This is a genomic window from Streptomyces sp. NPDC052236 (assembly GCF_044548015.1).
Taxonomy (GTDB): domain Bacteria; phylum Actinomycetota; class Actinomycetes; order Streptomycetales; family Streptomycetaceae; genus Streptomyces.
Genome location: NZ_JBIUBL010000008.1, coordinates 247,551 through 270,575, shown reverse-complemented (window position 1 = coordinate 270,575; position 23,025 = coordinate 247,551). Strand labels below are relative to the sequence as shown.

At 70.5% G+C, this 23,025-nt stretch carries 25 protein-coding genes; 14 read left to right on the top strand and 11 right to left on the bottom strand.

Annotated elements, in window-relative coordinates:
- Positions 1-123: 123 nt before the first annotated feature.
- Together ACIHCQ_RS16495 and ACIHCQ_RS16490 are read right to left on the bottom strand one after the other, a co-directional pair.
- The gene (locus tag ACIHCQ_RS16495; protein WP_399662479.1) at positions 124-642 is read right to left on the bottom strand and encodes a flavin reductase family protein; all 519 of its coding nucleotides are present in this window, start codon (positions 640-642) and stop codon (positions 124-126) included.
- Positions 643-809: 167 nt separating this feature from the next.
- Positions 810-1,139 (bottom strand): TlpA family protein disulfide reductase, encoded by a 330-nt coding sequence (locus tag ACIHCQ_RS16490; RefSeq protein WP_399662478.1) that lies wholly within the window; start codon positions 1,137-1,139, stop codon positions 810-812.
- A gap of 289 nt (positions 1,140-1,428) precedes the next feature.
- Between ACIHCQ_RS16490 and ACIHCQ_RS16485 the strand changes: the two genes are divergently transcribed.
- Entirely contained in the window at positions 1,429-2,163 is a 735-nt protein-coding gene (locus tag ACIHCQ_RS16485; RefSeq protein ID WP_399662476.1) for a lysophospholipid acyltransferase family protein, read from the top strand.
- Between the two features lie 51 nt (positions 2,164-2,214).
- Here ACIHCQ_RS16485 and ACIHCQ_RS16480 read toward each other — a convergent pair whose 3' ends face one another.
- The 4 genes from ACIHCQ_RS16480 to ACIHCQ_RS16465 form a co-directional block, all read right to left on the bottom strand.
- Positions 2,215-2,916, bottom strand: coding sequence for a B3/4 domain-containing protein (locus ACIHCQ_RS16480; protein ID WP_399662474.1), 702 nt, complete (start codon positions 2,914-2,916; stop codon positions 2,215-2,217).
- A gap of 204 nt (positions 2,917-3,120) precedes the next feature.
- Positions 3,121-4,233: a threonine aldolase family protein gene (locus tag ACIHCQ_RS16475; protein ID WP_399662473.1), complete on the bottom strand. Its 1,113-nt coding sequence runs from the start codon at positions 4,231-4,233 to the stop codon at positions 3,121-3,123.
- The gene (locus ACIHCQ_RS16470) at positions 4,212-4,997 is read right to left on the bottom strand and encodes an SDR family NAD(P)-dependent oxidoreductase (RefSeq protein WP_399662471.1); all 786 of its coding nucleotides are present in this window, start codon (positions 4,995-4,997) and stop codon (positions 4,212-4,214) included. Before ACIHCQ_RS16470 ends, ACIHCQ_RS16475 begins: the two co-directional genes overlap by 22 nt.
- Positions 4,994-6,379: a DUF6421 family protein gene (locus ACIHCQ_RS16465; protein ID WP_399662469.1), complete on the bottom strand. Its 1,386-nt coding sequence runs from the start codon at positions 6,377-6,379 to the stop codon at positions 4,994-4,996. Before ACIHCQ_RS16465 ends, ACIHCQ_RS16470 begins: the two co-directional genes overlap by 4 nt.
- A gap of 364 nt (positions 6,380-6,743) precedes the next feature.
- Between ACIHCQ_RS16465 and ACIHCQ_RS16460 the strand changes: the two genes are divergently transcribed.
- Positions 6,744-7,394: a glycerophosphodiester phosphodiesterase gene (locus tag ACIHCQ_RS16460; protein ID WP_399662596.1), complete on the top strand. Its 651-nt coding sequence runs from the start codon at positions 6,744-6,746 to the stop codon at positions 7,392-7,394.
- On the opposite strand, the gene ACIHCQ_RS16455 is transcribed toward ACIHCQ_RS16460, so the two are convergent.
- On the bottom strand, positions 7,384-7,956 hold the full coding sequence (locus ACIHCQ_RS16455) for a GNAT family N-acetyltransferase (RefSeq protein WP_399662467.1): 573 nt from the start codon (positions 7,954-7,956) through the stop codon (positions 7,384-7,386). The genes ACIHCQ_RS16460 and ACIHCQ_RS16455 overlap by 11 nt on opposite strands.
- A 135-nt stretch (positions 7,957-8,091) precedes the next feature.
- Here ACIHCQ_RS16455 and ACIHCQ_RS16450 point away from each other — a divergent pair, with 135 nt between their 5' ends.
- The 6 genes from ACIHCQ_RS16450 to ACIHCQ_RS16425 all read left to right on the top strand — a co-directional run bounded on the left by ACIHCQ_RS16450 (position 8,092) and on the right by ACIHCQ_RS16425 (position 12,522).
- A complete protein-coding gene (locus tag ACIHCQ_RS16450) occupies positions 8,092-8,478 on the top strand; it encodes a VOC family protein (RefSeq protein WP_399662465.1) in 387 nt (128 codons plus the stop codon).
- A gap of 106 nt (positions 8,479-8,584) precedes the next feature.
- Entirely contained in the window at positions 8,585-9,175 is a 591-nt protein-coding gene (locus ACIHCQ_RS16445; protein ID WP_399662464.1) for a DUF5134 domain-containing protein, read from the top strand.
- A 94-nt stretch (positions 9,176-9,269) separates the two neighbouring features.
- Complete coding sequence (locus tag ACIHCQ_RS16440) at positions 9,270-10,205, top strand: M56 family metallopeptidase (protein WP_399662462.1); 936 nt, start codon at positions 9,270-9,272, stop codon at positions 10,203-10,205.
- A 34-nt stretch (positions 10,206-10,239) separates the two neighbouring features.
- Entirely contained in the window at positions 10,240-10,956 is a 717-nt protein-coding gene (locus ACIHCQ_RS16435; protein WP_399662460.1) for a phosphatase PAP2 family protein, read from the top strand.
- 19 nt (positions 10,957-10,975) lie between these two features.
- A complete protein-coding gene (locus ACIHCQ_RS16430; RefSeq protein WP_399662458.1) occupies positions 10,976-11,674 on the top strand; it encodes an HAD family hydrolase in 699 nt (232 codons plus the stop codon).
- A gap of 200 nt (positions 11,675-11,874) precedes the next feature.
- On the top strand, positions 11,875-12,522 hold the full coding sequence (locus tag ACIHCQ_RS16425) for a TetR/AcrR family transcriptional regulator (protein WP_399662456.1): 648 nt from the start codon (positions 11,875-11,877) through the stop codon (positions 12,520-12,522).
- Here ACIHCQ_RS16425 and ACIHCQ_RS16420 read toward each other — a convergent pair.
- Positions 12,504-14,012 carry an LVIVD repeat-containing protein gene (locus tag ACIHCQ_RS16420; protein WP_399662454.1) on the bottom strand — a complete coding sequence of 503 codons (1,509 nt, stop codon included), beginning with the start codon at positions 14,010-14,012 and terminating at the stop codon, positions 12,504-12,506. The two genes, ACIHCQ_RS16425 and ACIHCQ_RS16420, sit on opposite strands and share 19 nt — an antisense overlap.
- Positions 14,013-14,142: 130 nt before the next feature.
- Here ACIHCQ_RS16420 and ACIHCQ_RS16415 point away from each other — a divergent pair, with 130 nt between their 5' ends.
- On the top strand, positions 14,143-14,901 hold the full coding sequence (locus ACIHCQ_RS16415) for a DUF305 domain-containing protein (RefSeq protein ID WP_399662452.1): 759 nt from the start codon (positions 14,143-14,145) through the stop codon (positions 14,899-14,901).
- 33 nt (positions 14,902-14,934) lie between these two features.
- On the opposite strand, the gene ACIHCQ_RS16410 is transcribed toward ACIHCQ_RS16415, so the two are convergent.
- Positions 14,935-15,486: a DUF6214 family protein gene (locus ACIHCQ_RS16410; RefSeq protein WP_399662450.1), complete on the bottom strand. Its 552-nt coding sequence runs from the start codon at positions 15,484-15,486 to the stop codon at positions 14,935-14,937.
- Positions 15,487-15,695: 209 nt separating this feature from the next.
- Between ACIHCQ_RS16410 and ACIHCQ_RS16405 the strand changes: the two genes are divergently transcribed.
- Positions 15,696-17,063, top strand: a complete 1,368-nt coding sequence (locus tag ACIHCQ_RS16405) for an FAD-dependent oxidoreductase (protein WP_399662448.1) — start codon at positions 15,696-15,698, stop codon at positions 17,061-17,063.
- A 109-nt stretch (positions 17,064-17,172) separates the two neighbouring features.
- Here ACIHCQ_RS16405 and ACIHCQ_RS16400 read toward each other — a convergent pair whose 3' ends face one another.
- Together ACIHCQ_RS16400 and ACIHCQ_RS16395 are read right to left on the bottom strand one after the other, a co-directional pair.
- Entirely contained in the window at positions 17,173-17,523 is a 351-nt protein-coding gene (locus ACIHCQ_RS16400) for an ArsR/SmtB family transcription factor (RefSeq protein ID WP_399662447.1), read from the bottom strand.
- A gap of 104 nt (positions 17,524-17,627) precedes the next feature.
- Positions 17,628-18,731 carry an NADH:flavin oxidoreductase/NADH oxidase gene (locus ACIHCQ_RS16395; protein WP_399662445.1) on the bottom strand — a complete coding sequence of 368 codons (1,104 nt, stop codon included), beginning with the start codon at positions 18,729-18,731 and terminating at the stop codon, positions 17,628-17,630.
- A gap of 253 nt (positions 18,732-18,984) precedes the next feature.
- On the opposite strand from ACIHCQ_RS16395, the gene ACIHCQ_RS16390 reads away from it, so the two are divergent.
- From ACIHCQ_RS16390 to ACIHCQ_RS16375, 4 genes are all read left to right on the top strand, one after another.
- A complete protein-coding gene (locus tag ACIHCQ_RS16390) occupies positions 18,985-20,070 on the top strand; it encodes a WD40/YVTN/BNR-like repeat-containing protein (RefSeq protein WP_399662443.1) in 1,086 nt (361 codons plus the stop codon).
- Positions 20,071-20,206: 136 nt separating this feature from the next.
- Positions 20,207-20,869: a uracil-DNA glycosylase gene (locus ACIHCQ_RS16385; RefSeq protein ID WP_399662594.1), complete on the top strand. Its 663-nt coding sequence runs from the start codon at positions 20,207-20,209 to the stop codon at positions 20,867-20,869.
- The gene (locus tag ACIHCQ_RS16380; protein WP_399662592.1) at positions 20,854-21,924 is read left to right on the top strand and encodes an N-acetylglucosamine kinase; all 1,071 of its coding nucleotides are present in this window, start codon (positions 20,854-20,856) and stop codon (positions 21,922-21,924) included. The genes ACIHCQ_RS16385 and ACIHCQ_RS16380 overlap by 16 nt, the downstream gene beginning before the upstream one ends.
- A gap of 95 nt (positions 21,925-22,019) precedes the next feature.
- Positions 22,020-22,940: a sirohydrochlorin chelatase gene (locus ACIHCQ_RS16375; protein WP_399662441.1), complete on the top strand. Its 921-nt coding sequence runs from the start codon at positions 22,020-22,022 to the stop codon at positions 22,938-22,940.
- Positions 22,941-23,025 lie beyond the last annotated feature (85 nt).

Here is a 23,025-nt window from a genome sequence, read left to right as displayed (position 1 = left end):
GGGGGCGGTTCCCGGTCGGGCGGCCGCGCTCCGAACCTAATATTACTCGTCAGTACACCCATCCCCTTCCCGCTGAGCAAGCGCTTTGAACTGTGACCTTGCCAACGCACCGTAACCAGGCCCTCAGTCCCGTAGCGCGTTGAAACGCCCCTGGTGGTAGACGAGCGGACGGCCGACGCCCGCGGGGTCGCCCACCGGGTCGCCGACGACGGCTTCCGCGATCACGATGCGGTGGTCTCCCGCGGCGACCCGGCCGACGATGTGGCACACCATCCAGGCCAGTACGCCGTCGAGGACGGGGACGCCCTCCGGACCCGTACGCCACCGGGTGGGCGGGGCGAACCGGTCGGCGCCGCTGCGCGCGAAGGTCGCGGCGAGCTCCTGCTGGTGCTGGCCGAGTATGTGTACGCCGATGTGCTCGCCGTGAGCGATGACCGGCCAGCTGGACGAGGACGTACCCACACCGAAGGAGATCAGGGGCGGGTCGGCGGCCACGGAGTTGAGGGAGGTGGCGGTGAAGCCGACGGGGTTCTCACCCTGGGCGGTGATCACCGCGACACCCGCGGCGTGCTGCCGGAAGACGGCGCGGAGCAGGCCGGGAGAGGCCTGCTCAGTGGTCGAGAGTCCGGGCGAAGCCGTCATCGGGCCACCTCTTCCCGCGCGGGGAGAAGGGCGAGACGAAGGCCACGGGAGCCACGGAGGTCTGGGAGCACAGCGTCAGCCTGACGACGGGCTGCGCACTCAGTCAAGCACGCCCCTTGAGGTGCGACGGCGCGACTGGGCGACGGGGCGACAGGGGTCACCGGGTCTCACACCGCCCGTCCGAGCGCGGCGATGACATCCGCCTTACGCGGCAGCCCGGAGGCTCTGGTGACGATCCGGCCGTCCGCGTCGAGCACCAGCACGGTGGGCGTCGCGACGATGCCGAGGTCCCGTACGAGCACGAGGCGGTCCTCCGCGTCGATCTCCACATGTGCCACACCGTCGATCATGGTCGCCACATCGTCGAGTGTGCGCCGTGTCGCCCGGCAGGGCTGGCAGAACGCGGTCGAGAACTGGACGAGCGTCGCCCGCCGTCCGAGCTCCGCGCCCAGCTCGACCGCGTCGAGCCGCCTCGCGCCACTGTCCTGACCCCGCACTTCCTGCCTCCCGCCACCGAGCAACCACCGAGCCACCACCACAGCGATCAGCGTCCAAAGGAGTGTCGGTATTCCCTGACGAGTGCGCGCCTCGGCGTTCCTCCACGCCACACCCGGGCAGGGTCTTCCTGTGACGTGAAGCACGTGACAAGAATCTCGCCCGGCGGCGGTGCCAGGACTGGTCAGCGAGGCGCACATGGGGCACGATCTGCCCAATGCGGCAAACCTACGGCTGCGTAACTTCCGCCGGGAGAACCCTCCCCGGGCACAACAGAAGGGTCCCCTCCAGATGGCAGAGCTCGTCTATCGGCCGGTCGTCGGCGCCGCACGCACTGTGTTCAAGGCACTCGACCTCAAGATCGACACTCAGGGAGCGGAGAATATCCCACGATCGGGCGGCGCGGTGTTGGTGAGCAACCACATCAGCTACCTGGACTTCGTCTTCAACGGGCTCGCGGCGCTCCCCCAGAAGCGACTGGTGCGCTTCATGGCGAAGGACGTCGTCTTCCGGCACAAGATCTCCGGCCCGCTGATGCGCGGCATGAAGCACATCCCGGTGGACCGCGAGAAGGGTGAGGCCGCCTACGCGCACGCGCTGAAGGCGCTGCGCTCGGGCGAGATCGTCGGTGTCTTCCCCGAGGCGACCATTTCGCAGTCATTCACGCTCAAGAGCTTCAAGTCGGGCGCGGCCAGGCTGGCCCAGGAGGCCGGCGTACCGCTGATCCCGATGGCCCTGTGGGGCACCCAGCGGCTCTGGACCAAGGGCCGCCCGCGGAACTTCCGGCGCAGCCACATCCCGGTGACGATCCGCGTCGGCGAGCCGGTCGAGGCGCCCGCAGACCAGTTCGCGGGGGCGATCAGCCGGCGGCTGCGCGAGCGCGTGCAGGAGCTGCTGGAGGCCGCGCAGCGCGCCTATCCCGTACGCCCCAAGGACGCGAACGACACCTGGTGGGTGCCCGCGCACCTCGGGGGTACGGCGCCGTCTCCGGCAGACCTCCGCGAGGTCGGCGACGGAGTCGGCTGAGTCGGCCGACCCGGCCGACTCGGGTGAAACGTCACGCCGCGGTCGGGGACGTCACGCCCGTCCCTGGAGCGGATGGACAGTGATCCGTGCGCTGGGGCTCAGCTTCTCCAGCGACTCGGCCAGTTCGGCGGCCGCGGCCTCCAGCTCGCCGGTCGTCATGGGGGCCAGGCTCTCCAGCAGGAAGAGCGCGCTCACGGACTCCTCGGTGAGCCGGGTGCGTACGCCCTGACGCCAGTTCCAGCGCCGGCAGGTGACGCCTTCGTCGTCGCGCCAGACGACCTCACCGGGCTCCGGGTGTTCGACGACCTGCTCGCCGCCCGCGGCGGTGACGAACGGCTCCGCGCCCGTGGCCCGTACGAGCCGCATCCCGCCCTTGATGTGGTCGGTGTCCTCGCCGCCGACCGGGATCAGATGGGCGACGCTGATGGCGTTGTAGAGGTCGACGAGGCGATTGATGCGCGGCAGACCTCCGTCGGCCAGCGCCCGCCTGGCCAGCGCCTCGGCGGAGTTGCGGGTGCGCGAGGGCTTGGCGCCGAAGGCGGTGTACGCCTCGCGCCAGGCGACCATGTGCGGGTCCTCGTGCGGGGCGCGCCCGGCCAGCCGCTCGGCGAGCCTGCGGGCCGCCGCGTCCAGCAGCGCCGAGCTGTCGGCGTTGCTCTCCCCGTTGACCAGGCCGTGCGCTTCGACGGCGAGATGAGTGAAGCCGGGCGCGAGGTCCCGGACCTCGTCGGCGACGGTGAGCGTGAGCGTCATGGTCGGAGAAACCTCACAGTTCGGTGGGGAGGTGCAGCCAGAGCGACTCCCGGTCCGGCGCGGCCTTCAGGGCGCGCGGTACGACCGGGTGGGGTTCCGCATAGAGTACCGGATAGTCCATCCCATTGAACTTTGAGTCCACCCGGTAAGGGATCCTGCCGCGCCCACGCCTGCCGTGCCCATGCCTGTCGCCCCGGCTGGCGTCTACCGCGCCATCTCTTCCTTCAGCGCCTGCACGAAGGCGTCGACATCGTCCTCGGTGGTGTCGAAGGAGCACATCCAGCGGACCTCGCCCGCGGCCTCGTTCCAGAAGTAGAAGCGGAACCGCTTCTGCAGCCGTTCGCTCACATCGTGGGGCAGCCGCGCGAAGACGGCGTTGGCCTGGACAGGATGGAGGATCTCCACACCGTCCACCGCGCCCACGCCGCGTGCCAGCCGCTGGGCCATGGTGTTGGCGTGCCGGGCGTTGCGCAGCCACAGATCGCGCGCGAGCAGCGCCTCCAGCTGCACCGACACAAAGCGCATCTTGGAGGGCAGCTGCATCGACATCTTGCGCAGATGCTTGAGATGGCTGACCGCGTCGGGGTTGAGGACGACGACCGCCTCGCCGAAGAGCATGCCGTTCTTTGTGCCGCCGAAGGAGAGGATGTCGACGCCGACGGCATTGGTGAAGGCCCGCATGGGCACGTCCAGGGCCGCGGCGGCGTTGGCTATCCGCGCCCCGTCGAGATGGACCTTCATGCCCCGCTCGTGCGCGTGCACGCAGATCGCGCGGATCTCTTCGGGCGTGTAGACCGTGCCCAGTTCGGTGTTCTGGGTGATCGACACGACCTGCGGCATCGCCCGGTGCTCGTCGTCCCAGCCGTACGCCTGCCGGTCGATGAGCTCGGGCGTGAGTTTGCCGTCCGGGGTGGACACGGTCAGCAGCTTCAGCCCGGCCATCCGCTCGGGCGCGCCGCCCTCGTCGACGTTGATGTGTGCGGACTCGGCGCAGATCACCGCGCCCCAGCGGTCGGTGAGCGCCTGGAGCGACGTGACGTTGGCGCCGGTGCCGTTGAAGACGGGGAACGCCTCCGCCGTCGGCCCGAAGTGGCTGTGCATGACCCGCTGGAGGTGCTCGGTGTACGCGTCCTCGCCGTAGGCGGTCTGGTGACCTCCGTTGGCGAGGGCGAGGGCGGCAAGGATCTCGGGGTGGCCGCCCGCGTAGTTGTCGCTGGCGAAGCCCCGTACGGACGGGTCGTGGTGGCGCCGCGCGTCGGTCTTCGTCGGCGTCGAGGCCGGTGTCGCAGCTTGTGTCACGGCTTGGGGGTCAGCCACAGGCGCTGTCCATTCACATCCTGGGCGGGCCTGTCCCAGACTCCGGCGATGGCCTCGGCCAGTTCCGTCACGTCCGTGAAGCCCGCGAACTTCGCATTCGGGCGCTCGGCGCGCATCGCGTCGTGCACCAGTGCCTTCACGATCAGGATGGCAGCCGCGGCCTTCGGCCCGCTCTCGCCCCCCGCCTTGCGGAAGCCGTCGGCCAGCGCGAGCGTCCACGCCTCGGCGGCGGCCTTGGCGGCGGCGTACGCGGCGTTGCCCGCGGTCGGCTTGGTCGCGCCGGCGGCGCTGATCAGCAGATAGCGGCCCCGGTCGCTGCGCAGCAGCCCGTCGTGGAAGGCGAGAGAGGTGTGCTGGACGGTGCGGATCAGCAGCTTCTCCAGCAGCTCCCAGTCCGCGAGATCGGTCTCGGCGAAGGTGGCGCTGCCGCGCCAGCCCCCGACGAGATGGACCAGGCCGTCGATCCGGCCGAACTCCTTCTCCGTCTTGTCCGCCCACACCCGGGCGGCGTTCAGATCCAGAAGGTCGACGGTGTCCCCGATGACCGTGGCGCCGCCGTGCGCGTACCGGGCGGCGTCGACCACCTCGGCGAGGCGCGCGGCGTTCGCGTCGGAGGCGACGACGATCGCTCCCGCTTCGGCGAGTTTGAGCAGGGTGGCCCGGCCGGCCGGTCCCGCGGCTCCGGCCACCGCGATCACGGCACCCTCAAGGACCCCGTTGCCGTTTACGTTCATGGTCGTCGCCTCTTCCGTACGAGAGCTCATGCGGCGCTCGCCGCGGTGATGCCCTTGGTGGAGGCGATCACATGCTTCAGCTTCTTGGCGAGTGCCTCATAGAACATGCTCAGCGGAAACTCGTCCGGAAGCACATCGTCCACGAGCTTACGGGGCGGCTTGGACAGATCCAGGGCGTCGGGGCCCTTGGCCCAGCGCGAGCCGGGGTGCGGCGCGAGATAGCTCGCGACCAGGTCGTACGCGGCGAACCAGTGGACCAGCTTGGGCCGGTCGATGCCGTCGCGGTACAGCTTCTCGATCTCGGCGCAGAGCTGCTGGGTGACCTGCGGGGCGCGGTCCCAGTCGATCCTCAGGACGTTGTCGGTCCAGCTGACGACCTCGTGCTGGTGGAGGTACGCGAAGAGCAGCTGGCCGCCGAGACCGTCGTAGTTGCGCACGCGCTCGCCGGTGACCGGGAAGCGGAACATCCGGTCGAAGAGCACCGCGTACTGCACGTCGCGGCCCTGCGGGAAGCCGTCGGCCTCGAGCTTCACGGCCTCCTTGAAGGCGGTGAGGTCACAGCGCAGCTCCTCCAGGCCGTACATCCAGAACGGCTGGCGCTGCTTGATCATGAACGGGTCGAAAGGCAGATCGCCATGGCTGTGGGTGCGGTCGTGGACCATGTCCCAGAGCACAAAGGCCTGCTCACAGCGGGTCTGGTCGCGGACGAGCTCGCGGATGTCCTCGGGGAGTTCGAGGCCGAGTACGTGTACGGCCGCGTCGGTGACCCGGCGGAAGCGGGCGGCCTCGCGGTCGCAGAAGATGCCGCCCCAGGTGAACCGCTCGGGCGCCTCGCGCACGGCGATGGTCTCCGGGAAGAGCACCGCGGAGTTCGTGTCGTAGCCGGAGGTGAAGTCCTCGAAGGTGATGCCGCAGAAGAGGGGGTTGTCGTAGCGGGTGCGCTCCAGCTCGGCCAGCCACTCGGGCCAGACCATGCGCAGCGCGACCGCTTCGAGGTTGCGGTCCGGGTTGCCGTTCTGCGTGTACATCGGGAAGACGACCAGATGCTGGAGTCCGTCCTGGCGGCGCGCGGCGGGCTGGAAGGCGAGCAGCGAGTCCAGGAAGTCGGGGACGCCGAAGCCGTCGGTGGCCCATTTGTGCAGGTCGTCGACCAGCGCACGGTGGTACGCGGCATCGTGCGGGAGCAGCGGGGAGAGCGCTTCGACCGCGTCTATGACGTGGTCGAGCGCCGCTATGACGGCGACGCGGTCCGGCGCGCCCTCGGCGGTGAGGTCGATCGAGCCGTCCGCCGACTGCCAGGGCCTGATCTCCTCGACGGCGTTCTTGAGCGTCGGCCAAGCCGGGTGCTCGATGATCCGTGCACCCTGGGCTGCGCCCCCGGCGGGAACGTCCTGCACAAGAATTTCCGTCATGTCACTTCCTCCACGGGAGAACCTCGCGTAAAGGCACCGTATCCATGTGTGGTTCTCCCGTACAAGTCGGATCTTGGTAAACCTTCCTGCGTGAGGCACCTGATCGCCGAAGGTTTTGCGGTTGAAGGCTGAATGTGCGGTGACTTCCGTCGGAAGTCCGTCAGCAGTCCGTCAACAGTCCGCCGAGAATCCACCATGTCGGCCGACAGCCGACGACGCGCCCACGCACGCCCGGTCCCATCGCGGGGGCGGGCCGTTAGGCTGCGTGGTTGCCGCGCGGGTGCCGGTGATGCGCCGCGCGGGAGCCGCCGTCGACGGAAGCGAGAGAATCTTGACTTTCCTCACCATCGGTCATCGCGGGGTCATGGGCGTCGAGCCGGAGAACACCCTGCGCTCCTTCGTCCGTGCCGAACAGGCCGGTATGGACGCCATCGAACTGGATCTGCATCTCAGCAAGGACGGCGCGCTCGTCGTCATGCACGACGCGGACGTGGACCGCACGACCGACGGAAGCGGCGCCATCGCCGAGAAGACCCTCGCCGAGCTGCGGGAGCTCGACGCGGGCGGCGGCGAGCGGGTGCCGGTGTTCGAGGAGGTGCTCGACGCCGTGCGGGCGCCGCTTCAGGCGGAGATCAAGGACGTGACCGCCGCCCGCGCTCTCGCCGAGGTGATGCTCGACCGCGATCTGGTCCACCGTGTCGAGGTGTCGTCCTTCCACGACGACGCGATCGCCGAGATCGGCGCCCTGGTGCCGGGCGTACGGACCGTGCTCATCGCCGGGCGGTGGGAAGCGGACATCGTGGACCGGGGCAAGGCGGTGGGCGCCGCCTGTCTCGCGCTGGACATCCGCAGACTGACCCTGGAGACCGTCGAGCACGCACACGGCGAAGGGCTTCAGGTGATCGGCTGGGTGGTGAACACCCAGGAGCAGCTGCGGCTGGCGCGCGCCCTCGAACTGGACGGCGCGACCACCGACTTCCCCGAGATCCGCCGCACCGGCCGGTTCACGGCGTAGGTGCCTGAGAGAGGTCCTTCACCAGGAGCTCGAAAGCGAGATCGTCGCGCTGCGGAATGCCGAAGCGCTCGTCGCCGTACGGGAAGGGGCTCAGCTTTCCCGTACGGCGGTAGCCGCGGCGCTCGTACCAGGCGATCAGATCGGCCCTGAGCGTGATCACGGTCATCTGCATCTCCCGCACACCCCAGCGCTCGCGCGCTCTGCGCTCGGCCTCGGCGATGATCCGCCGGCCGAGGCCGCCGCCCTGCATTTCGGGACGGACCGCGAACATGCCGAAGTACGCGGCGTCACCGCGGTGTTCGAGCTGGCAGCAGGCGATCGGCTCGCCGTCGCGCTCCACCACGAGGAGGGTGGAGCCCGGGGCGGTGATGACCTGGCGGACGGCCTCCGGGTCGGTGCGCTGTCCGGCGAGGAGGTCAGCCTCGGTGGTCCACCCGGTCCGGCTCGCGTCGCCGCGGTACGCCGACTCGATCAGCGGGACGAGTACGGCGACATCGGCCTCGGCCGCGTCGCGGTAGGTGAGCTCGCCACGGTCCCGGGGCGGTGTGGTGGTGTTGTTCATCGGAGCGGCTTTCTGTTCTTGGCGACTCTTGTGCGTTTCTCGGCGTTCTCGGCGTTCTGGCGCGTTCTCGGCGGGCGGGTGCGGGTGCGGGTGTTCCACGAGACTAACCCTGTCGCCGCGTCTAGGGTCCGGGGCATGGTGCATGTGCTGAGCAGCCGGGTCCTCCTCCGCCCCGCCGACCCCGAGCGCTCCAGGCGGTTCTACGGGGAGACCCTCGCCCTGCCGGTCTACCGGGAGTTCGGCACCGGACCCGAACGGGGCACGGTGTACTTCCTGGGCGGCGGACACCTTGAGGTGTCGGGGCGTACGGAGGCCGTGCCCTCGCCCACGATGCAGCTGTGGCTCCAGGTCGCGGACGCGGACGCGGCGTACCAAGAGCTGGCCGAGCGCGGTGCCGAGGTGCTGCGACCGCCGCTGCGCGAGCCCTGGGGGCTGATCGAGATGTGGATCGCCGACCCGGACGGTCACCGCATCGCGCTGGTCGAGGTTCCGGCCGATCATCCGCTGCGGTACCGCCCGTGAGATCTCCGCGTGCGCCTGCGCACCTCAGTGCGCTCGCGTAGTGGTCGCGTAGTGCTCGCCGAGCCGGGCATCGCCCTTTCGACACCGTCGAAGGGGGAGGTGCGCCGTGCACGGACCTGCGGTCTCCTGCTGGCTGCTCGTGGCGCTCTGCGGCGCGATCGGCGCGTACTGCCTGCTTCGGATGCGCGGTTGCTCCGGGCAGGCACGCGCGGCGGCGGGCGGCGAGGCGCTGATGGGGTTCGGGATGGCCGCGATGGCGCTGCCCGCCACCGTGCTCGTACTGCCCGAGTGGGGATGGTTGGTGTACGCGGCGATCTTCGGCGGCGCGGCGCTGCGCGCCGTGTGGCCGGCCCGGCACGGCGTACGCCGACTGCATGCGCACCACCTCGTCGGCTCACTCTCGATGGTCCATATGGCGATTGCCATGACGTACGGCGGCGACGGGGGCGGCGGGGGTGCAGGGCACGGCACGGGTCACGCGGAGCAGTCGGCCGCGGGAGTGGAGCTGCTGACCGGCGTGCTGCTGGCGTACTACGCCGGATACGTCCTGCGCTCCGGCGTCCGGCTGATACCGGCGGCGTCCCCGGTGGGCGGCGCGGCGGCGGCGACCGACGCGTGGGACGCGCGGCCCGAGCTGGCGCGGGCGTGCGGGCTCGCCATGGGCCTCGCGATGCTGGCGATGCTGCTCATCCTCTGATACGCCTGCTGATACTCCTGCGACAGACGTGTCCTGCGTCACTTGCCGTGCGAGGCCATACCCGCGGGTAGCGACGCGCTCATAGGCTGGAGCCATGTTGGTCTCCCTCGCGCTGCTGCTGCTCGGCGCACTGGCCGCCGTCGTGGCCCCGCGGCTTGTGTCGCGTGCCGAGTGGCCGGAGCGCGAGCCCGTGGTGGCGCTGTGGGTGTGGCAGTGCGTGGTGGCCGCCGTACTGCTCTGCTTCGCGCTCTCCATGACGTTCAGCGCGGCCTCCGCCTGGCAGTTCGTGCGGGGGCATGTTTTCGCGCCCGCGCCGCACTCCGTGGTGGACGCGTACGCCCTCGGCGCGACCGGACCGTGGTCCGCCGCCCTCGCCGTGGTGCTGGCCTGCGGTGGCCTGTGGACCGCGGCCATGCTCACCCGGGAGATCCACCGGGCACAGGCACTGCGCAAGCGGCGGCGTAAGCAACTGCTGGTGCGCTCCCCGCTGCTGCCGGGCGAGAAGGCGGGCAGTGAACCGCTGGTGGTCCTGGAGGGCAAGCGGCCCGAAGCCTGGTGGCTGCCGGGTACGGCACCCCAACTGATCGTCACCACGGCCGCGTTGCGCCGGTTGAAGGGCAGCCAGCTCGATGCCGTACTGGCGCACGAGCAGGGCCACGCGCGGGCGCGGCACCACTGGCTGCTGCACTGTTCGGACGCGCTCGCCAACGGCTTCCCGCAGGTGCCGGTGTTCGCGGCGTTCCGGAACGAGATGCACCGGCTGATCGAACTGGCCGCCGACGATGTCGCGTCGAGGCGCTTCGGCGGGCGCACCATCGCGCTGGCCCTGGTCGAACTGAACGAGGACCGCGGCGTGTTCGGGCCCTGCCCCACCCCGGACGCCGAGCTGCCGCGGCGCGTCGACCGGCTGCTGGCGCCGGTGGAGCGGCTCACCGCGGGCCGCCGGCTGCGGCTGACCGCGGCTGCCGCGCTGGTGCCGGTCGTTCCGCTGCTGGTGGCCTTTGTGCCGGGGCTGCGTGCGCTCGGTTAGCCAGAAGCACCGGCAAGCGGCGAGGATCTCACTCATGCACTCCCGTTCGCGAACGACATCCCCGACTCGGCCGACCCGTGCGCGGGTCACCGCACCCGCCCGCGCGGGCACGGTGCTCGCCGTTCTCTCGGCGGTGCTGCTGATCCTGGTCGCGGGCTCCTGGTCCCCGCTCATGTCCTTCGACGGCACGGTAGCGGAGGAGCTGCACCGCTGGGCGGTGGACGACCCGGAGCTCACCCGGGTCAGCCGGGTGCTCACCGACTGGGTGTGGGACCCGTGGACGATGCGCGCCCTGACGGCCGTGATCTTCGGGTGGTTGTGGTGGCTGCGGGAGCGGCTGCTCGCGCTGTGGATCGCGGTGACGAGCACGGTGAGCACCTTCGTACAACAGGGGCTGAAGTCCGCCGTCGGACGGGAGCGGCCACAGTGGCCGGACCCGGTCGACTCGGCCCACTACATGGCCTTTCCGTCCGGTCATGCGATGACGGCCATGGTGACCTGTGGGCTGCTGCTGTGGCTGCTCGGACGGCGCATACCGGGCGATACGGGCGGAGCGCGCGGAGTGGGCGGATGGCTGTGGCGGTCGGCCGTCGTGGGGGCGGTCGTCTCCGTCGTCGGCGTCGGCCTCACCCGGGTTTATCTCGGCGTGCACTGGCCCTCGGACGTGGTGGGCGGCTGGCTGCTGGGGGCGTGCTTCGTGGCCGTGTCGATCGCCTCGTACGAGCGTGTGGTCTTGTCCCGGGCGCGCTGAGGCGGAAAGGATCACGGTCATGGTGTTCAAAGGCGTGCTCTTCGATTTCTCCGGAACGCTCTTCCGCATCGAGTCGGCGCGGGACTGGCTGCGCGCGGCCCTGGACGAGCGGGGCAGTACGGCCCCCGAGGCCGACCTTGCCCGCTGGGCGGCCGAACTGGAGGCGGCCGGCGCACTGCCCGGCGGCTCCTTCCCGCAGCGGCTGCCGGAGCGCCTGACGGACCTGTGGGCGACCCGCGACGAGAGCATGGAACTCCACCGGGCCGCGTACACCGGTCTGGCCCGGCAGGTGGAGCTGCCGGATCCGGGCCTGTACGACGCGCTCTACGACCGCCATATGGCTCCCGCGGCCTGGCGTCCGTATCCCGATGCCGCCGAGGTGCTGCGCACGCTGCGGGAGCGGGGGGTGGGCGTGGCGGTGGTCAGCAACATCGGCTGGGACCCGCGGCCGGTCTTCCGCGCGCACGGCCTGGACGGCTGGGTGGAGGCGTATGTCCTGTCGTACGAGCACGGTGTGCAGAAGCCGGACGTACGCCTCTTCCGCACGGCCTGCGAGGCGCTGGGCCAGGATCCGGGCGATGTGCTGATGGTGGGCGACGACCGGCGCGCGGACGGCGGTGCGGCGGAGCTGGGGTGCGCGGTCCACTTCGTGGACCATCTGCCGGTCGCGGAACGTCCTGCGGGGCTGCGCCCGGTGCTCGGGCTCATCAACCGGTGATCCCGGGGTAACCGAAGGCAAGACCGTCAAGACTACGACGGAAACACGACCATGAAGGAAACACGACAGAGCTGCCCGAACCGGACGATCCCCCGCGTCGCCCGGTTCGGCGCAGCACCCCCGCTGACCAGGTCCTGAAGGCCACGCAGCGGGGCACGCTGAGTATACTGGCTCGCAGCCAGTCAACGCAGGAGTTAAGCATGTCCCCGCGGAGCCCGTCGGTCAATGAAGAACTGCGTCGGCGTTCCCGGGACCGGCTGCTCCAGGCGACCGTGGAGCTGGTCGACGAGCGCGGCTACGAGGCCACGACCCTGGGCGACATCGCCGACCGCGCCGGCTCGGCGCGCGGACTGGTCTCGTACTACTTCCCCGGAAAGCAACAGCTCCTGCAGTCGGCGGTGCACCGGCTGATGCACCACACGCTGGAAGCGGCGCTGGAGCGCGAGCCGCGCTCCCAGGACGGGCGGGAGCGGCTGGCGCGGGCGATCGACGCGGTTCTCGGGCTCGCGGCCGACCGGCCCGTGCTGATGCGGACTCATATGTCGGGGGTCCTGCAGGCACAAGGCTTTGTGCAGTGTCCGGAGCAGCAGCGGCTGGCGTTCCTGCTGCGGGACACCATCAAGCGGTACGGATCACCCGATGTGGACGCCGACTACCCGCTGCTGCGCGCTCTGTTGATGGGCGCGGTCTTCGCGGTGCTGCTGCCGGGGGCACCGATGGAGCGGGGGCGGCTGCGCGCCGAGCTGTTCCAGCGGTACGGGCTGGAGTGGGAGCTCGGCGTTCCGCCGAGCGGCAAGCCGCTCGGCGGAACGCGTCATGGCTCCAGGGATCAGTGGCGGTCGAAGTAATCGGGCTGCGTCTGCACATTGAGCTCGCGCAGGCGCACCCACTTCGCCGGATCCGTGCGCCTGTCGTTGATCTTCAGGACGTCGAGGCCCTTGGCGATGTCGTTGGAGTAGATGTAACCGTTGTAGTAGTACGCCGACCAGGAGCCGGCGGTCGTGACCCGGTCAAGGGTGACGGGACCGCGCTCGAAGTAGCCAATCTCCTTGGGCTTCGAGGAGTCGGTGAAGTCCCACACCGAGATGCCGCCCTGGTACCAGGCCTGGACCATGAGGTCGCGGCCCTTCACCGGGATGATCGAGCCGTTGTGGGCCACGCAGACCTCGGCGTCGGCCTGGTGCCGGTCGATCTTGAAGTAGCTGCGGAAGACCAGCTTGCGCTTGTCCCCCTTGCCGACGATGTCGTAGATACCGTCGGCGCCGCGGTTCGGGCCGATCGCGGCGTTGCAGGTGGCGGCCCCGCCGCCGCCCAGCTCGTCGGTGAAGATGACCTTGTTGGCGCCCTGGTTGAAGGTCGCCGAGTGCCAGAACGCGAAGTTGACGTTGTCCTGGATCCGGTCGATGACCTTCGGGTGCGCGGGGTCCTTGATCGAGAACAGGATGCCGTCGCCCATGCAGGCGCCGGCCGCCAGGTCCTTCGACGGCAGCACGGTGATGTCGTGGCAGCCGGTGGTCTTGGTGACGCCCGGGTTGGTGGGCGCACCCGGGTTGCCGCCGCCGTCGGCGCCCTCACCAGGGAAGAGCACCGGGAAGTTCACGATCGCGGACTTCTCCGGAGCCTTGCGCGGCACCTTGATGACGGAGATTCCGTCGTGCGGCGGCTGGCAGTCCGGGAAGGTCGCACTCGGGAAGTACGACGAGACGTAGACATAGACATTGCGACGATCCGGCACGAGCGTGTGCGTGTGCGAACCGCACGCGGTCTCGACAGCGGCGACGTACTTCGGGTTGCGCTTGTCGCTGATGTCGAAGATCTTCATGCCCTCCCAGGACGACTTCTCCGTCGCCGGCTGCGAGACGCTGTTACAGGAGTTGTCGCTCCGTGAGGAGTCGGTGGACAGGAAGAGCAGGTTCCCGGAGACGGAGATGTCGTTCTGGCTGCCGGGGCACAGGACCTCGGCAACGCTCTTGGGAGCCTTCGGATTGCTGATGTCGAAGATCCGGAAGCCGTCGTAGTTGCCCGCGAAGGCGTACTTCCCCTGGAAGGCCATGTCCGAGTTGGTTCCCTGCAGGGCACCCTTGGGGACATTGGCGAGATGCTCGATATTGGCACTGTGGACGATCTCGTCCACCCCGGGTATCTCACCGGCCTTCATGGCGGACTTGGCGTCGGCGGCCTGGCCGGAGGAGGTCTTCTCCTGGGCGGCGGGTGCGTCACCGGGGTCGGGTGTGGCGACTGCGGGGCCGGCTGCCAGCAGCATGGCGAGGAGCCCGGCCGCGGCTGTCGCCACGCCCAGACGTCTGCGCCGTACTCGGGTGGTGTGCAACAGGGTCACTGCGTCCTCCCTTATATCCGTTCGCAGTTGAACGGTTCACGGACCCCGGCAGTATCGTCCTTTCCATGTACATCTCAACAGATGGAAACAGAGACGTAATGAATGTTTTTGATCACAGGCGTGCGGAAGCATGCTAGGACGGTCCCCAGAACCCCAAGCGCCCCAGGAGGCCGCCGTGTTGAACCGCCGCAGGACCGCGCGGGTCCGCAAGCAGGTCGTGGCGGCGATGGTCGCCGCCGCCGTACTCGCCCTGGGCGCCTGCGAGTCGGACTCCGGGGATTCAGGCGGCTCCGGATCTCCCGCCAAGGCCAAGGGGGTTGACGGGCCGTCTGTGGTGGCTCCGGGGAAGCCTGGCGAGCCGGCCAAGACGCTCTCCGCGGAGGAGGCCGCGAAGGCCGTGCCGGACGACACCCCCAATGCGGCTGATTTTTCCTACGCAGAGATGATGATCACCCACCATGAGCAGGCGCTGCAGATGACCGCCCTGGCACCGGATCGAGCGGCATCCACGCAGGTCAAGCGGTTGGCTGAGCGGATTGCCGCCGCGCAGAAGCCGGAGATCGGCGCGATGGAGGGCTGGCTGAAAACCAACGGTGGGGCGAAGGGGAAGGGTGGCCACGACCACGGTGGGGCCGACCAGGGTGGGGCCGACCAGGGTGGGGAGGCGATGCCGGGTATGGCGACCGCGGCCCAGCTGACGCAACTGCGCGCCGCGAAGGGCAGCGCGTTCGACGAGCTCTTCCTGAAGCTGATGGTCACTCACCACCAGGGAGCCATCACCATGGCCACCGCCGCGCTCACGGACGGGCACAACGTCCTGATCGAGGAGATGGCGGGGGATGTGATCGCTCAGCAGACGAGCGAGATCAACCGGATGCGCTCAATGTGAACGTCTCGATGTGAAGGTCAGGGCGTTGATCGGTCAGCGGCGGTTGTGGCGCGGCGCGAGAAGGCCCGCCTCACGGGCGCCCGCGATGAGCCTGAGCGCTCGGCGGCGGCTCCGCCCGGTCGCGCCCATCACCGCCAGTACGGGGTCCCTGCCCTCGCGCTGGGCCGCTTGGTACGCCTCGGCGGCGATCCGCCTCCCCGCACTGCCGCGTGACGCGGCGGAACGCGGGCGCCGGTGGCCGCATTCCGCGGCGGGCGCGGCGTCCGCGGCGGGCGGCGGCTCCCCTGCCCCGGAGTGCTGTACGAGGACCGCGCAGGCGTCCTGAAGGGGACCCCGGATCCGGTCGGCGAGCACCGCGAAGTCGTCCAGCGGCAGCGGCGGCTCCGTCCGCAGATCCTCGATGGCGATCCGCTCGTCCGTGACGACGGCCAGGACATCGATCCGGGTCCCGTCGGCGAAGGTCAGCCGGACGTTGAACCAGGGCGGGGGGATCTCGTACGACCCCGACCCCGACGCCGACCCCGATCCTGATCCTGATCCGTCCTCCGCCCAGGAGACCGTGCCGTGGCCCTGGAGATCCCACACGGGCGGATACGGAAGCACCCCGGACGGGTCATACCGATCATTAACGTTCAGAAACGTAATTTCCTGCACACAAACAGGCAACCAGGCAAATCATCGCACTCTGTGGCGGCACGCACGGCAGAACGACACAAGGCACCCCGTTAGAGCATCTCCCGCAGCGCGGCACACCGGTGCGATGCTGGAATCCCCTCGCGGGAAGGAGCGCGGCCGTGCTTCGTGTCGCTGTCATCGGATCGGGACCCAGCGGGGTCTACACCGCGCAGGCCCTCGTACAGCAGAGCGTGGTGCCGGACGTGCGGGTGCACGTACTGGACCGGCTCCCCTGCCCGTACGGACTTGTGCGCTACGGGGTCGCCCCCGACCACGAGAAGATCAAATCCCTCCAGAACAATCTGCGCACCGTTCTGGAGGACGAGCGGATCGACTTCATCGGCAATGTGGAGGTCGGCGCGCACGGGCTCGGCCCCGGCCGGCTGCTGGAGCTCTACCACGCGGTCGTGTACTGCCTGGGAGCGGCGAAGGACCGCAGGCTCGGCGTGCCGGGCGAGGAGCTGCCCGGCAGCCACTCGGCCACCGACTTCGTCTCCTGGTACAGCGCGCATCCCGACTCCGCCCGCGAGGCCTTTGTGCTGGGCGCCCGCTCGGCGGTGGTGATCGGCGTCGGCAATGTGGCCGTCGACGTGGCCCGCATCCTCGCGCGGGGCGCGGAGGAGCTCCGCCCGACCGATGTGCCGCACGCGGCGCTGGACGCGCTCGCCCTCAGCCGGGTGCGCGAGGTGCACATGGTGGGCAGGCGCGGCCCTTCGCAGGCCAAGTTCACCACCAAGGAGCTGCGGGAGCTGAGCTCGCTGCCCTCGGCGGACGTGGCGGTCGACGCCGCGGATCTGGCCCTGGACCCCGCGTACACGGATCCGTCCGGCGCCGCGCTCGCCGCGCTGCCCGCGGTCAACCGGCGCAATCTCGACGTCGTACGGGGGTGGGCGGCGCAGCCGCCGCGCGGCCGGGAGCGCCGGATCCGGCTGCGGTTCTTTCTGCGCCCGGTGGAGCTGCTGGAGCGGGACGGGCGGGTGGCGGCCGTGCGGTTCGAACGCACCGCCCCGGACGGCGCCGGGGGCGTGCGGGGCACCGGTCGGTACGAGGAGATCGAGGCGCAGTTGGTACTGCGGGCGGTGGGCTACCGCGGTGTGCCCCTGGCGGGCCTGCCGTTCGACGCGGATCGCGGGACGGTGCCGCACGCCGGCGGACGAGTACTGCGCGACGGAGCGCCGTCCCCCGGGGAGTATGTGGCGGGGTGGATCAAGCGCGGCCCGACCGGAGTGATCGGCACCAACCGGCCGTGCGCCAAGGAGACAGTCGCCTCGCTGCTCGACGACGCGGCGGAGCTGGCGCTGCGCCCCGTCGCGGCCGATCCGCTGGCGGCACTACGGGAGTCGGGGCACCGGCCGGTGCCGTGGCCGGGGTGGCTGGCGATCGAGGCGGCGGAGACGGCGCTGGGACAGACGCTGGGGCGCCGGTCGGTCAAGATCCCCGACTGGCCGGGACTGCTCGGCGCGGCGGGCGGCAGGCCGCACCCGTAGCGCGGGAGCGCTACCGGGCACGGGGGCGGGGGCGGATGCGGGTTCTGTGGGCGGGCGAAGGGGTACCCCCGGGCTTCGCCGGGGGCCCAGGGGACATCCACAGCCCGCCTTAGCTGTCGCCGAGGCGTTGCGCCTGCCGCTCCACCGCGCCCAGGACGCTGTCGAGCAGCCCGGGGAAGAGCGCGTCGAGGTCGTCGCGGCGCAGCCCGTTCATCTTGGCCGTGCCCTGGTAGACCTGCCGCACCACACCGTTCTCCCGCAGGACGCGGAAGTGGTGGGTGGTCGTGGACTTGGTGACCGGCAGGTCGAAGTACGAGCAGGACAGGTCGCCCTCTGCCGTCGCCAGGTCACGTACCACCCGCAGCCGCATGGGGTCGGAGAGCGCGTGGAGCACGTTCTCCAGACGGATTTCGTCGCGCGTGGGGTGGGCGAGTACCCGGGCGTCTGTCGCGGTGGTCACAGCGGCTCCACTTCATCGCTCTGTCTGCTCTGTCGGCTCTACCGGGGCCACTCCATCGTACGAGGTATCTCGTAGTTCGGCCTTCGTCGTACGAGCCCACACGCTCAGACCGCACGGTGGTACTGGTCCGGCGTATTCACCAGGCCGCCAAGTTCGCGTGCGGCATGCCGGGCGAAGGACGGGTTGCGCAGCAGCTCACGGCCGAGGAGCACCGCGTCCGCCTCGCCGTTCGCGAGGATCTTCTCAGCCTGCTCGGCGTCGGTGATCATGCCGACCGCGGCGACGGGCAGCCCGGTCTCGCGCTTGACCCGCTCCGCGAACGGCACCTGGTAACCGGGACCGGTCTCGATACGCGCTCGGGGTGCGAGGCCACCCGACGAGACGTCCAGCAGGTCCACCCCGTGTGCCGGCAGCTCACGCGCGAAGCGGACGGTGTCGTCGGCGGTCCAGCCCTCCCGTTCGTCATCGGCGTTCTCGCTCAGCCAGTCGGTGGCGGAGATCCGGAAGAACAGGGGCAGCTCCTCGGGCCACACCGCCCGTACCGCGTCCACGATCTCCAGCGCGAGGCGCGTGCGGTTCTCGAAGGAGCCGCCGTACTCATCCGTACGGTGATTGCTGTTCGGGGAGAGGAACTCGCCGATCAGGTAGCCGTGCGCACCGTGTATCTCGGCGACCCGGAAGCCCGCCGCCAGGGCGCGCTTGGCGGCGTCCGCGAACTGGCCCACGATCTCCTTGATCCGGTCCGTGGTCAGCTCCGCGGGCACGGTGTGGTCGGTGTCGTACGGGAGCGGGCTCGGCCCCACGGGCAGCCAGCCCTGCTCCATGTCCACGGCGAGCGGTCCGCCGCCGAGCCACGGAAGGTCCGTCGATGCCTTCCGCCCCGCGTGCGCCAGCTGAATGCCCGGGACGGTGCCCTGGCTTTCGAGGAACGAGGTGATCCGGCGTGCCGCCTCGACCTGGGTGTCGTTCCAGAGGCCGAGGTCTCCGGGGCTGATACGCCCCTCAGGGCTGACGGCCGTGGCCTCCACCAGGATCAGTCCGGTGCCGCCGGTGGCGCGGGCCGCGTAGTGGGCGAAGTGCCAGTCGTTCGCGACGCCCGCGTTCGGGCCGAACGCCTCCGCGCTGTACTGGCACATGGGCGCCATCCAGAGGCGGTTGGGGACGGTGAGTGAGCGCAGGGTGCAGGGCTCGAAGAGGGCGGCACTCATGAAGGACTCCGTTTCGCCTGATGCGATGCGTGCGGTGCGTGCGATGCATCGACTAGTACGAGAGACACCGTACTACGGCGATCGTGAAATTACGACATCCTTCGTACAAGGCTGGGACCGCGGGGACCGATGAGTTCTCGAGCCCTGGCCGGTCTGCCCTTGGTACGTGCGAACCCGGTCCACGGGCCGCTGTCAGTGGCCGGGTGCAGACTGAATTCTGTCTCAAGACAAAGGCGTCCTGGAGGTATCCGTCATGACCGATGTACTGCTGACCGTCGGTACACGCAAAGGACTCTTCATCGGCCGCAGGAGCGGCGGAGCGTGGGAGTTCGACGGCCCGCACTTCAATGCCCAGGCGGTGTACTCGATCGCCATCGACACACGCAGGCCCGTGCCCCGCCTGCTGGTCGGCGGCGACAGCCTGCACTGGGGCCCCTCGGTATTCCACTCCGACGACCTCGGCAAGACCTGGGTCGAGCCGGAGAAGCCCGCGGTGAAGTTCCCCAAGGACACGGGAGCGTCCCTGGAGCGGGTCTGGCAGCTGCATCCGGCCGGCCCCGAGGCACCGGACGTGGTCTACGCGGGCACGGAGCCGGCAGCGCTGTTCCGCTCGGAGGACGGCGGCGAGACCTTCGAGCTCGTACGGCCGCTGTGGGAGCACCCGACACGCTCCCAATGGGTGCCGGGCGGCGGCGGGGAAGCGGTGCACACCGTCGTGACGGACTCCCGGGACCCGGACTCCCTGCTGGTGGCGGTGTCGACGGCCGGGGTGTTCCGCTCCCGGGACGGCGGGGCGAGCTGGGCGCCGTCCAACGAGGGGGTCTCGGCGGTCTTCATGCCCGACCCCAACCCGGAGTTCGGGCAGTGCGTCCACAAGATCGCGAAGGACGCGGTCGACGAGGACCGGCTGTATCTGCAGAACCACTGGGGCGTCTTCCGCAGCGACGACGGAGGAGGCAAGTGGACCGACATCGGCGCGGGCCTGCCGTCCGACTTCGGCTTCGCGGTCGCCGCGCATCCGCACCGCCCCAATACGGCGTACGTCTTCCCGATCACCGCGGACGCGGACCGCGTCCCGGCCGGGCGCCGCTGCCGCGTCTACCGCACGAGCGACGCGGGCGGCACCTGGGAGGCGCTGTCGGCCGGGCTGCCCGAGGGGGACCACTTCGGCACGGTGCTGCGGGACGCGCTGCGCACGGACGACGCGGATCCGGCGGGTGTCTACTTCGGCAATCGCAACGGCGAGCTGTACGCGAGCGCCGACGACGGGGACAGCTGGCACCTGCTCGCCTCGCATCTGCCGGACGTGCTCTGCGTGCGGGCAGTTGCCATGGACTGACGTTGCCATGGTCTGACCTGAATTCGGCCTGAACCGACCTGGATTGGCCTGGATCAGCCTGGATGGAAAGGACAGTTGAGGACAGGTAAAAACACCAGCCGTGGCACCAGTAGAGTGACGCCCCGTGGCACGACCCTTGAAAGAAATCGTCGGGCCCGGGTGGGCGGATGCGCTCGCCCCGGTAGCCGAACGCATCGCCTCGATGGGCGACTTCCTGCGCGCCGAGATCGCCGCGGGGCGCACCTACTTGCCGGCCGGACCGAATGTGCTGCGCGCCTTCCAGCAGCCCTTCGACGAGGTACGTGTCCTCATCGTCGGCCAGGATCCGTACCCCACGCCCGGGCATGCCGTGGGGCTGAGCTTCTCGGTGGCGCCCGAGGTGCGGCCGGTGCCCGGCAGCCTGGACAACATCTTCCGGGAGATGCACGCGGACCTGGGGCACCCCCGTCCCGCCAACGGGGACCTCACACCGTGGGCCCAGCAGGGGGTGCTGCTGCTCAACAGGGCGCTCACCACCGCGCCCCGTAAGCCCGCCGCGCACCGCGGCAAGGGATGGGAGGAGGTGACCGAGCAGGCCATCCGGGCTCTTGCCGCGCGCGGCAAGCCTCTGGTGTCCGTGCTGTGGGGGCGTGACGCCCGCAATCTGCGTCCGCTGCTCGGCGACCTTCCGGCGATCGAGTCCTCGCACCCCTCCCCCATGTCCGCGGACCGCGGGTTCTTCGGGTCCCGCCCGTTCAGCCGGACCAATGAACTCCTGGAACGCCAGGGAGCGCAGCCGGTGGACTGGCTTCTGCCGTGAGCTGGGTGCTCGGAGTCGACTCCGGCGGTTCCGGGCTGCGTGCCGCGCTCGCGGACACCGAGGTCTTGGCGCTCGCCGGGCAGACCGACCGCGCGCAGCCGGCCGACACGGAGGTGTCGCGCGAGCCGGTGCGCACCGGAGCCGCGGGCATCGACGCGGGGCATCTGCTCGGCCAGTTGCTGTCGATGGCTCGCGCGCTCCTGGAGCGGGCCGGGGGCACCACCCTGTCCGCGGTAGCGATCGGCGCCGCCGGGATGGCGACGCTCGGCGGCGAGCTCCGCGCCGAACTGCCCGCGGCCCTGGCGCGTTCCCTGGGTGTACGGCGCGTGGCGCTGGCCGCCGACGCGGTCACCGCGTACGCCGGGGCCCTCGGCCAGCGGCCCGGGGCCGTGGTGGCGGCGGGCACCGGCATGATCGCGCTGGGCACCGACCTGTCCGAGTGGCATCGCGCCGACGGCTGGGGTCATCTTCTGGGCGACTGCGGTGGCGGGGCCTGGATCGGCCGGGCAGGTCTTGAGGCCGCGTTGCGCGCCCACGACGGGCACGGCGAGCGGCGGGGAGGTTCGGCGCCTCTCCTGGCCCGGATGGAGTCGGTGTTCGGTCCGGCGCCGGAGATGCCGGGGCTGCTCTATCCCCGCTCCGACCGGGCCGCGGTGCTCGCCTCGTTCGCCCCGGAAGTCGCCCGGTGCGCGGACGTCGACCCGGTGGCGGCGGACATCCTCGCCCGCGCCGCCCGGTATATCGCGCAGGCGGCTGCCGCCGTGTGCCCGTCGGCCGACGGGACAGGCGAGGGTTGCGAAGTCGCGCTGACAGGCGGGCTGTTGAAACTGGGCGACCCTCTCCTCGTACCACTGAGGGCCGAGCTGGCCGAGCAACTCCCGCACGCACGGCCGGTGTCCGCGGCGGGGGATCCACTCACCGGGGCGGTGGTCCTCGCCGCCGCGCTCGCCACCGGCTCGCTGCGGCTGCCGCGCCATCCGACCCTGCTGCACGTGCCGGCGACGAACCACCAAACGAACCACCAACAGACCACCGCGACAGAGCAGGACAGGTGACGCGTACGACATTCATCGGATAAATAAGGACAGATGACACCTGACGGCCCCCTCCGTGAACAGCCTCGCCCCCGAAACCAGTAGCATTCGACGCCATGAGCTCCCCCACTGGGCCTCCACCCGGCCTGCCTGTACGAATGCCGCGACCCCGCCAGTCCGGGCGGCACCGCCGCCCGGAGCCCGTGGCGGCTCCTGAGGGCGCGCCCGCGCTCGTACTCGCCGTGCCCGGCGATCCCGCGCCCGCCACCCGCAGCCTGGCCGAAGACGTCATCAGCATCGCCCGTTCCGAGCTGCCCGGGCTCGATGTGGCCATCGGTTATCTCGACGGAGACGACGCCGAGTACCCCACGCTCGAAGCCGTCCTCGCGCACACCGCTGCCCGCCGCACCGAGCGGTACGAGCTGGCGATGGCCGCGGGCCGTGAAGTGACCGCGCCCGAGGGCCCCACCGCCGTCGTGGTGCCGCTGCTCGCCGGCCCGGACAGCGCCCTGATGCGCCGGGTCCGCCAGGCTGTCACGGACAGCCGCACGCGCGCCGAGCTGACCGACGTCCTCGGCCCGCACCCGCTGCTCGCCGAAGCCCTGCACGTCCGGCTCTCGGAGGCCGGTCTGGCGCGCGCCGACCGCGCCCGGCTGTTCACCGTGGCCACGGCGGCCGACGGCATCATCCTGGCCACGGTCGGCGGCGAGGAGGCCGTCCGCGCCGCCGGGATCACCGGCATGCTGCTGGCCGCGCGCCTCGCGGTGCCGGTCATGGCTGCCGCGCTGGACGAGGACGGCGCCATCGGCGCGATCGCGGACCAGCTGCGCGGCTCCGGCTCTGTGCAGCTCGCCCTGGCTCCGTACCTGGTGGGCCCGGAGCTGCCCGGTGGTCTGCTCGACGCCGCCGCGAAGGAGGCCGGCTGCGCCGTCGCCGATCCGCTCGGCGCGTACCCGGCGATCGGCAGGCTGGTGCTGTCGCAGTACATGACGACGCTGGGCATCAGCCCGCAGCCGCAGGACTCCCCCGCGCACTGACGGCCCGCGAGGACCCGGCCGTACGGACGCGGAAGGGCCCGCACCACGCGAACGCGAATGGTGCGGGCCCTCGCGCCGTGATGTC

What these genes read in the sequence shown, in the direction of transcription:
- ACIHCQ_RS16495 (WP_399662479.1), bottom strand. Translation starts at nt 642, where the DNA reads ATGACGGCTTCGCCCGGACTCTCGACCACTGAGCAGGCCTCTCCCGGC.
- ACIHCQ_RS16485 (WP_399662476.1), top strand. Translation starts at nt 1,429, where the DNA reads ATGGCAGAGCTCGTCTATCGGCCGGTCGTCGGCGCCGCACGCACTGTG.
- ACIHCQ_RS16480 (WP_399662474.1), bottom strand. Translation starts at nt 2,916, where the DNA reads ATGACGCTCACGCTCACCGTCGCCGACGAGGTCCGGGACCTCGCGCCC.
- ACIHCQ_RS16470 (WP_399662471.1), bottom strand. Translation starts at nt 4,997, where the DNA reads ATGAGCTCTCGTACGGAAGAGGCGACGACCATGAACGTAAACGGCAAC.
- ACIHCQ_RS16465 (WP_399662469.1), bottom strand. Translation starts at nt 6,379, where the DNA reads ATGACGGAAATTCTTGTGCAGGACGTTCCCGCCGGGGGCGCAGCCCAG.
- ACIHCQ_RS16460 (WP_399662596.1), top strand. Translation starts at nt 6,744, where the DNA reads ATGGGCGTCGAGCCGGAGAACACCCTGCGCTCCTTCGTCCGTGCCGAA.
- ACIHCQ_RS16455 (WP_399662467.1), bottom strand. Translation starts at nt 7,956, where the DNA reads ATGAACAACACCACCACACCGCCCCGGGACCGTGGCGAGCTCACCTAC.
- ACIHCQ_RS16450 (WP_399662465.1), top strand. Translation starts at nt 8,092, where the DNA reads ATGGTGCATGTGCTGAGCAGCCGGGTCCTCCTCCGCCCCGCCGACCCC.
- ACIHCQ_RS16440 (WP_399662462.1), top strand. Translation starts at nt 9,270, where the DNA reads ATGTTGGTCTCCCTCGCGCTGCTGCTGCTCGGCGCACTGGCCGCCGTC.
- ACIHCQ_RS16435 (WP_399662460.1), top strand. Translation starts at nt 10,240, where the DNA reads ATGCACTCCCGTTCGCGAACGACATCCCCGACTCGGCCGACCCGTGCG.
- ACIHCQ_RS16430 (WP_399662458.1), top strand. Translation starts at nt 10,976, where the DNA reads ATGGTGTTCAAAGGCGTGCTCTTCGATTTCTCCGGAACGCTCTTCCGC.
- ACIHCQ_RS16425 (WP_399662456.1), top strand. Translation starts at nt 11,875, where the DNA reads ATGTCCCCGCGGAGCCCGTCGGTCAATGAAGAACTGCGTCGGCGTTCC.
- ACIHCQ_RS16415 (WP_399662452.1), top strand. Translation starts at nt 14,143, where the DNA reads ATGCTAGGACGGTCCCCAGAACCCCAAGCGCCCCAGGAGGCCGCCGTG.
- ACIHCQ_RS16395 (WP_399662445.1), bottom strand. Translation starts at nt 18,731, where the DNA reads ATGAGTGCCGCCCTCTTCGAGCCCTGCACCCTGCGCTCACTCACCGTC.
- ACIHCQ_RS16390 (WP_399662443.1), top strand. Translation starts at nt 18,985, where the DNA reads ATGACCGATGTACTGCTGACCGTCGGTACACGCAAAGGACTCTTCATC.
- ACIHCQ_RS16375 (WP_399662441.1), top strand. Translation starts at nt 22,020, where the DNA reads ATGAGCTCCCCCACTGGGCCTCCACCCGGCCTGCCTGTACGAATGCCG.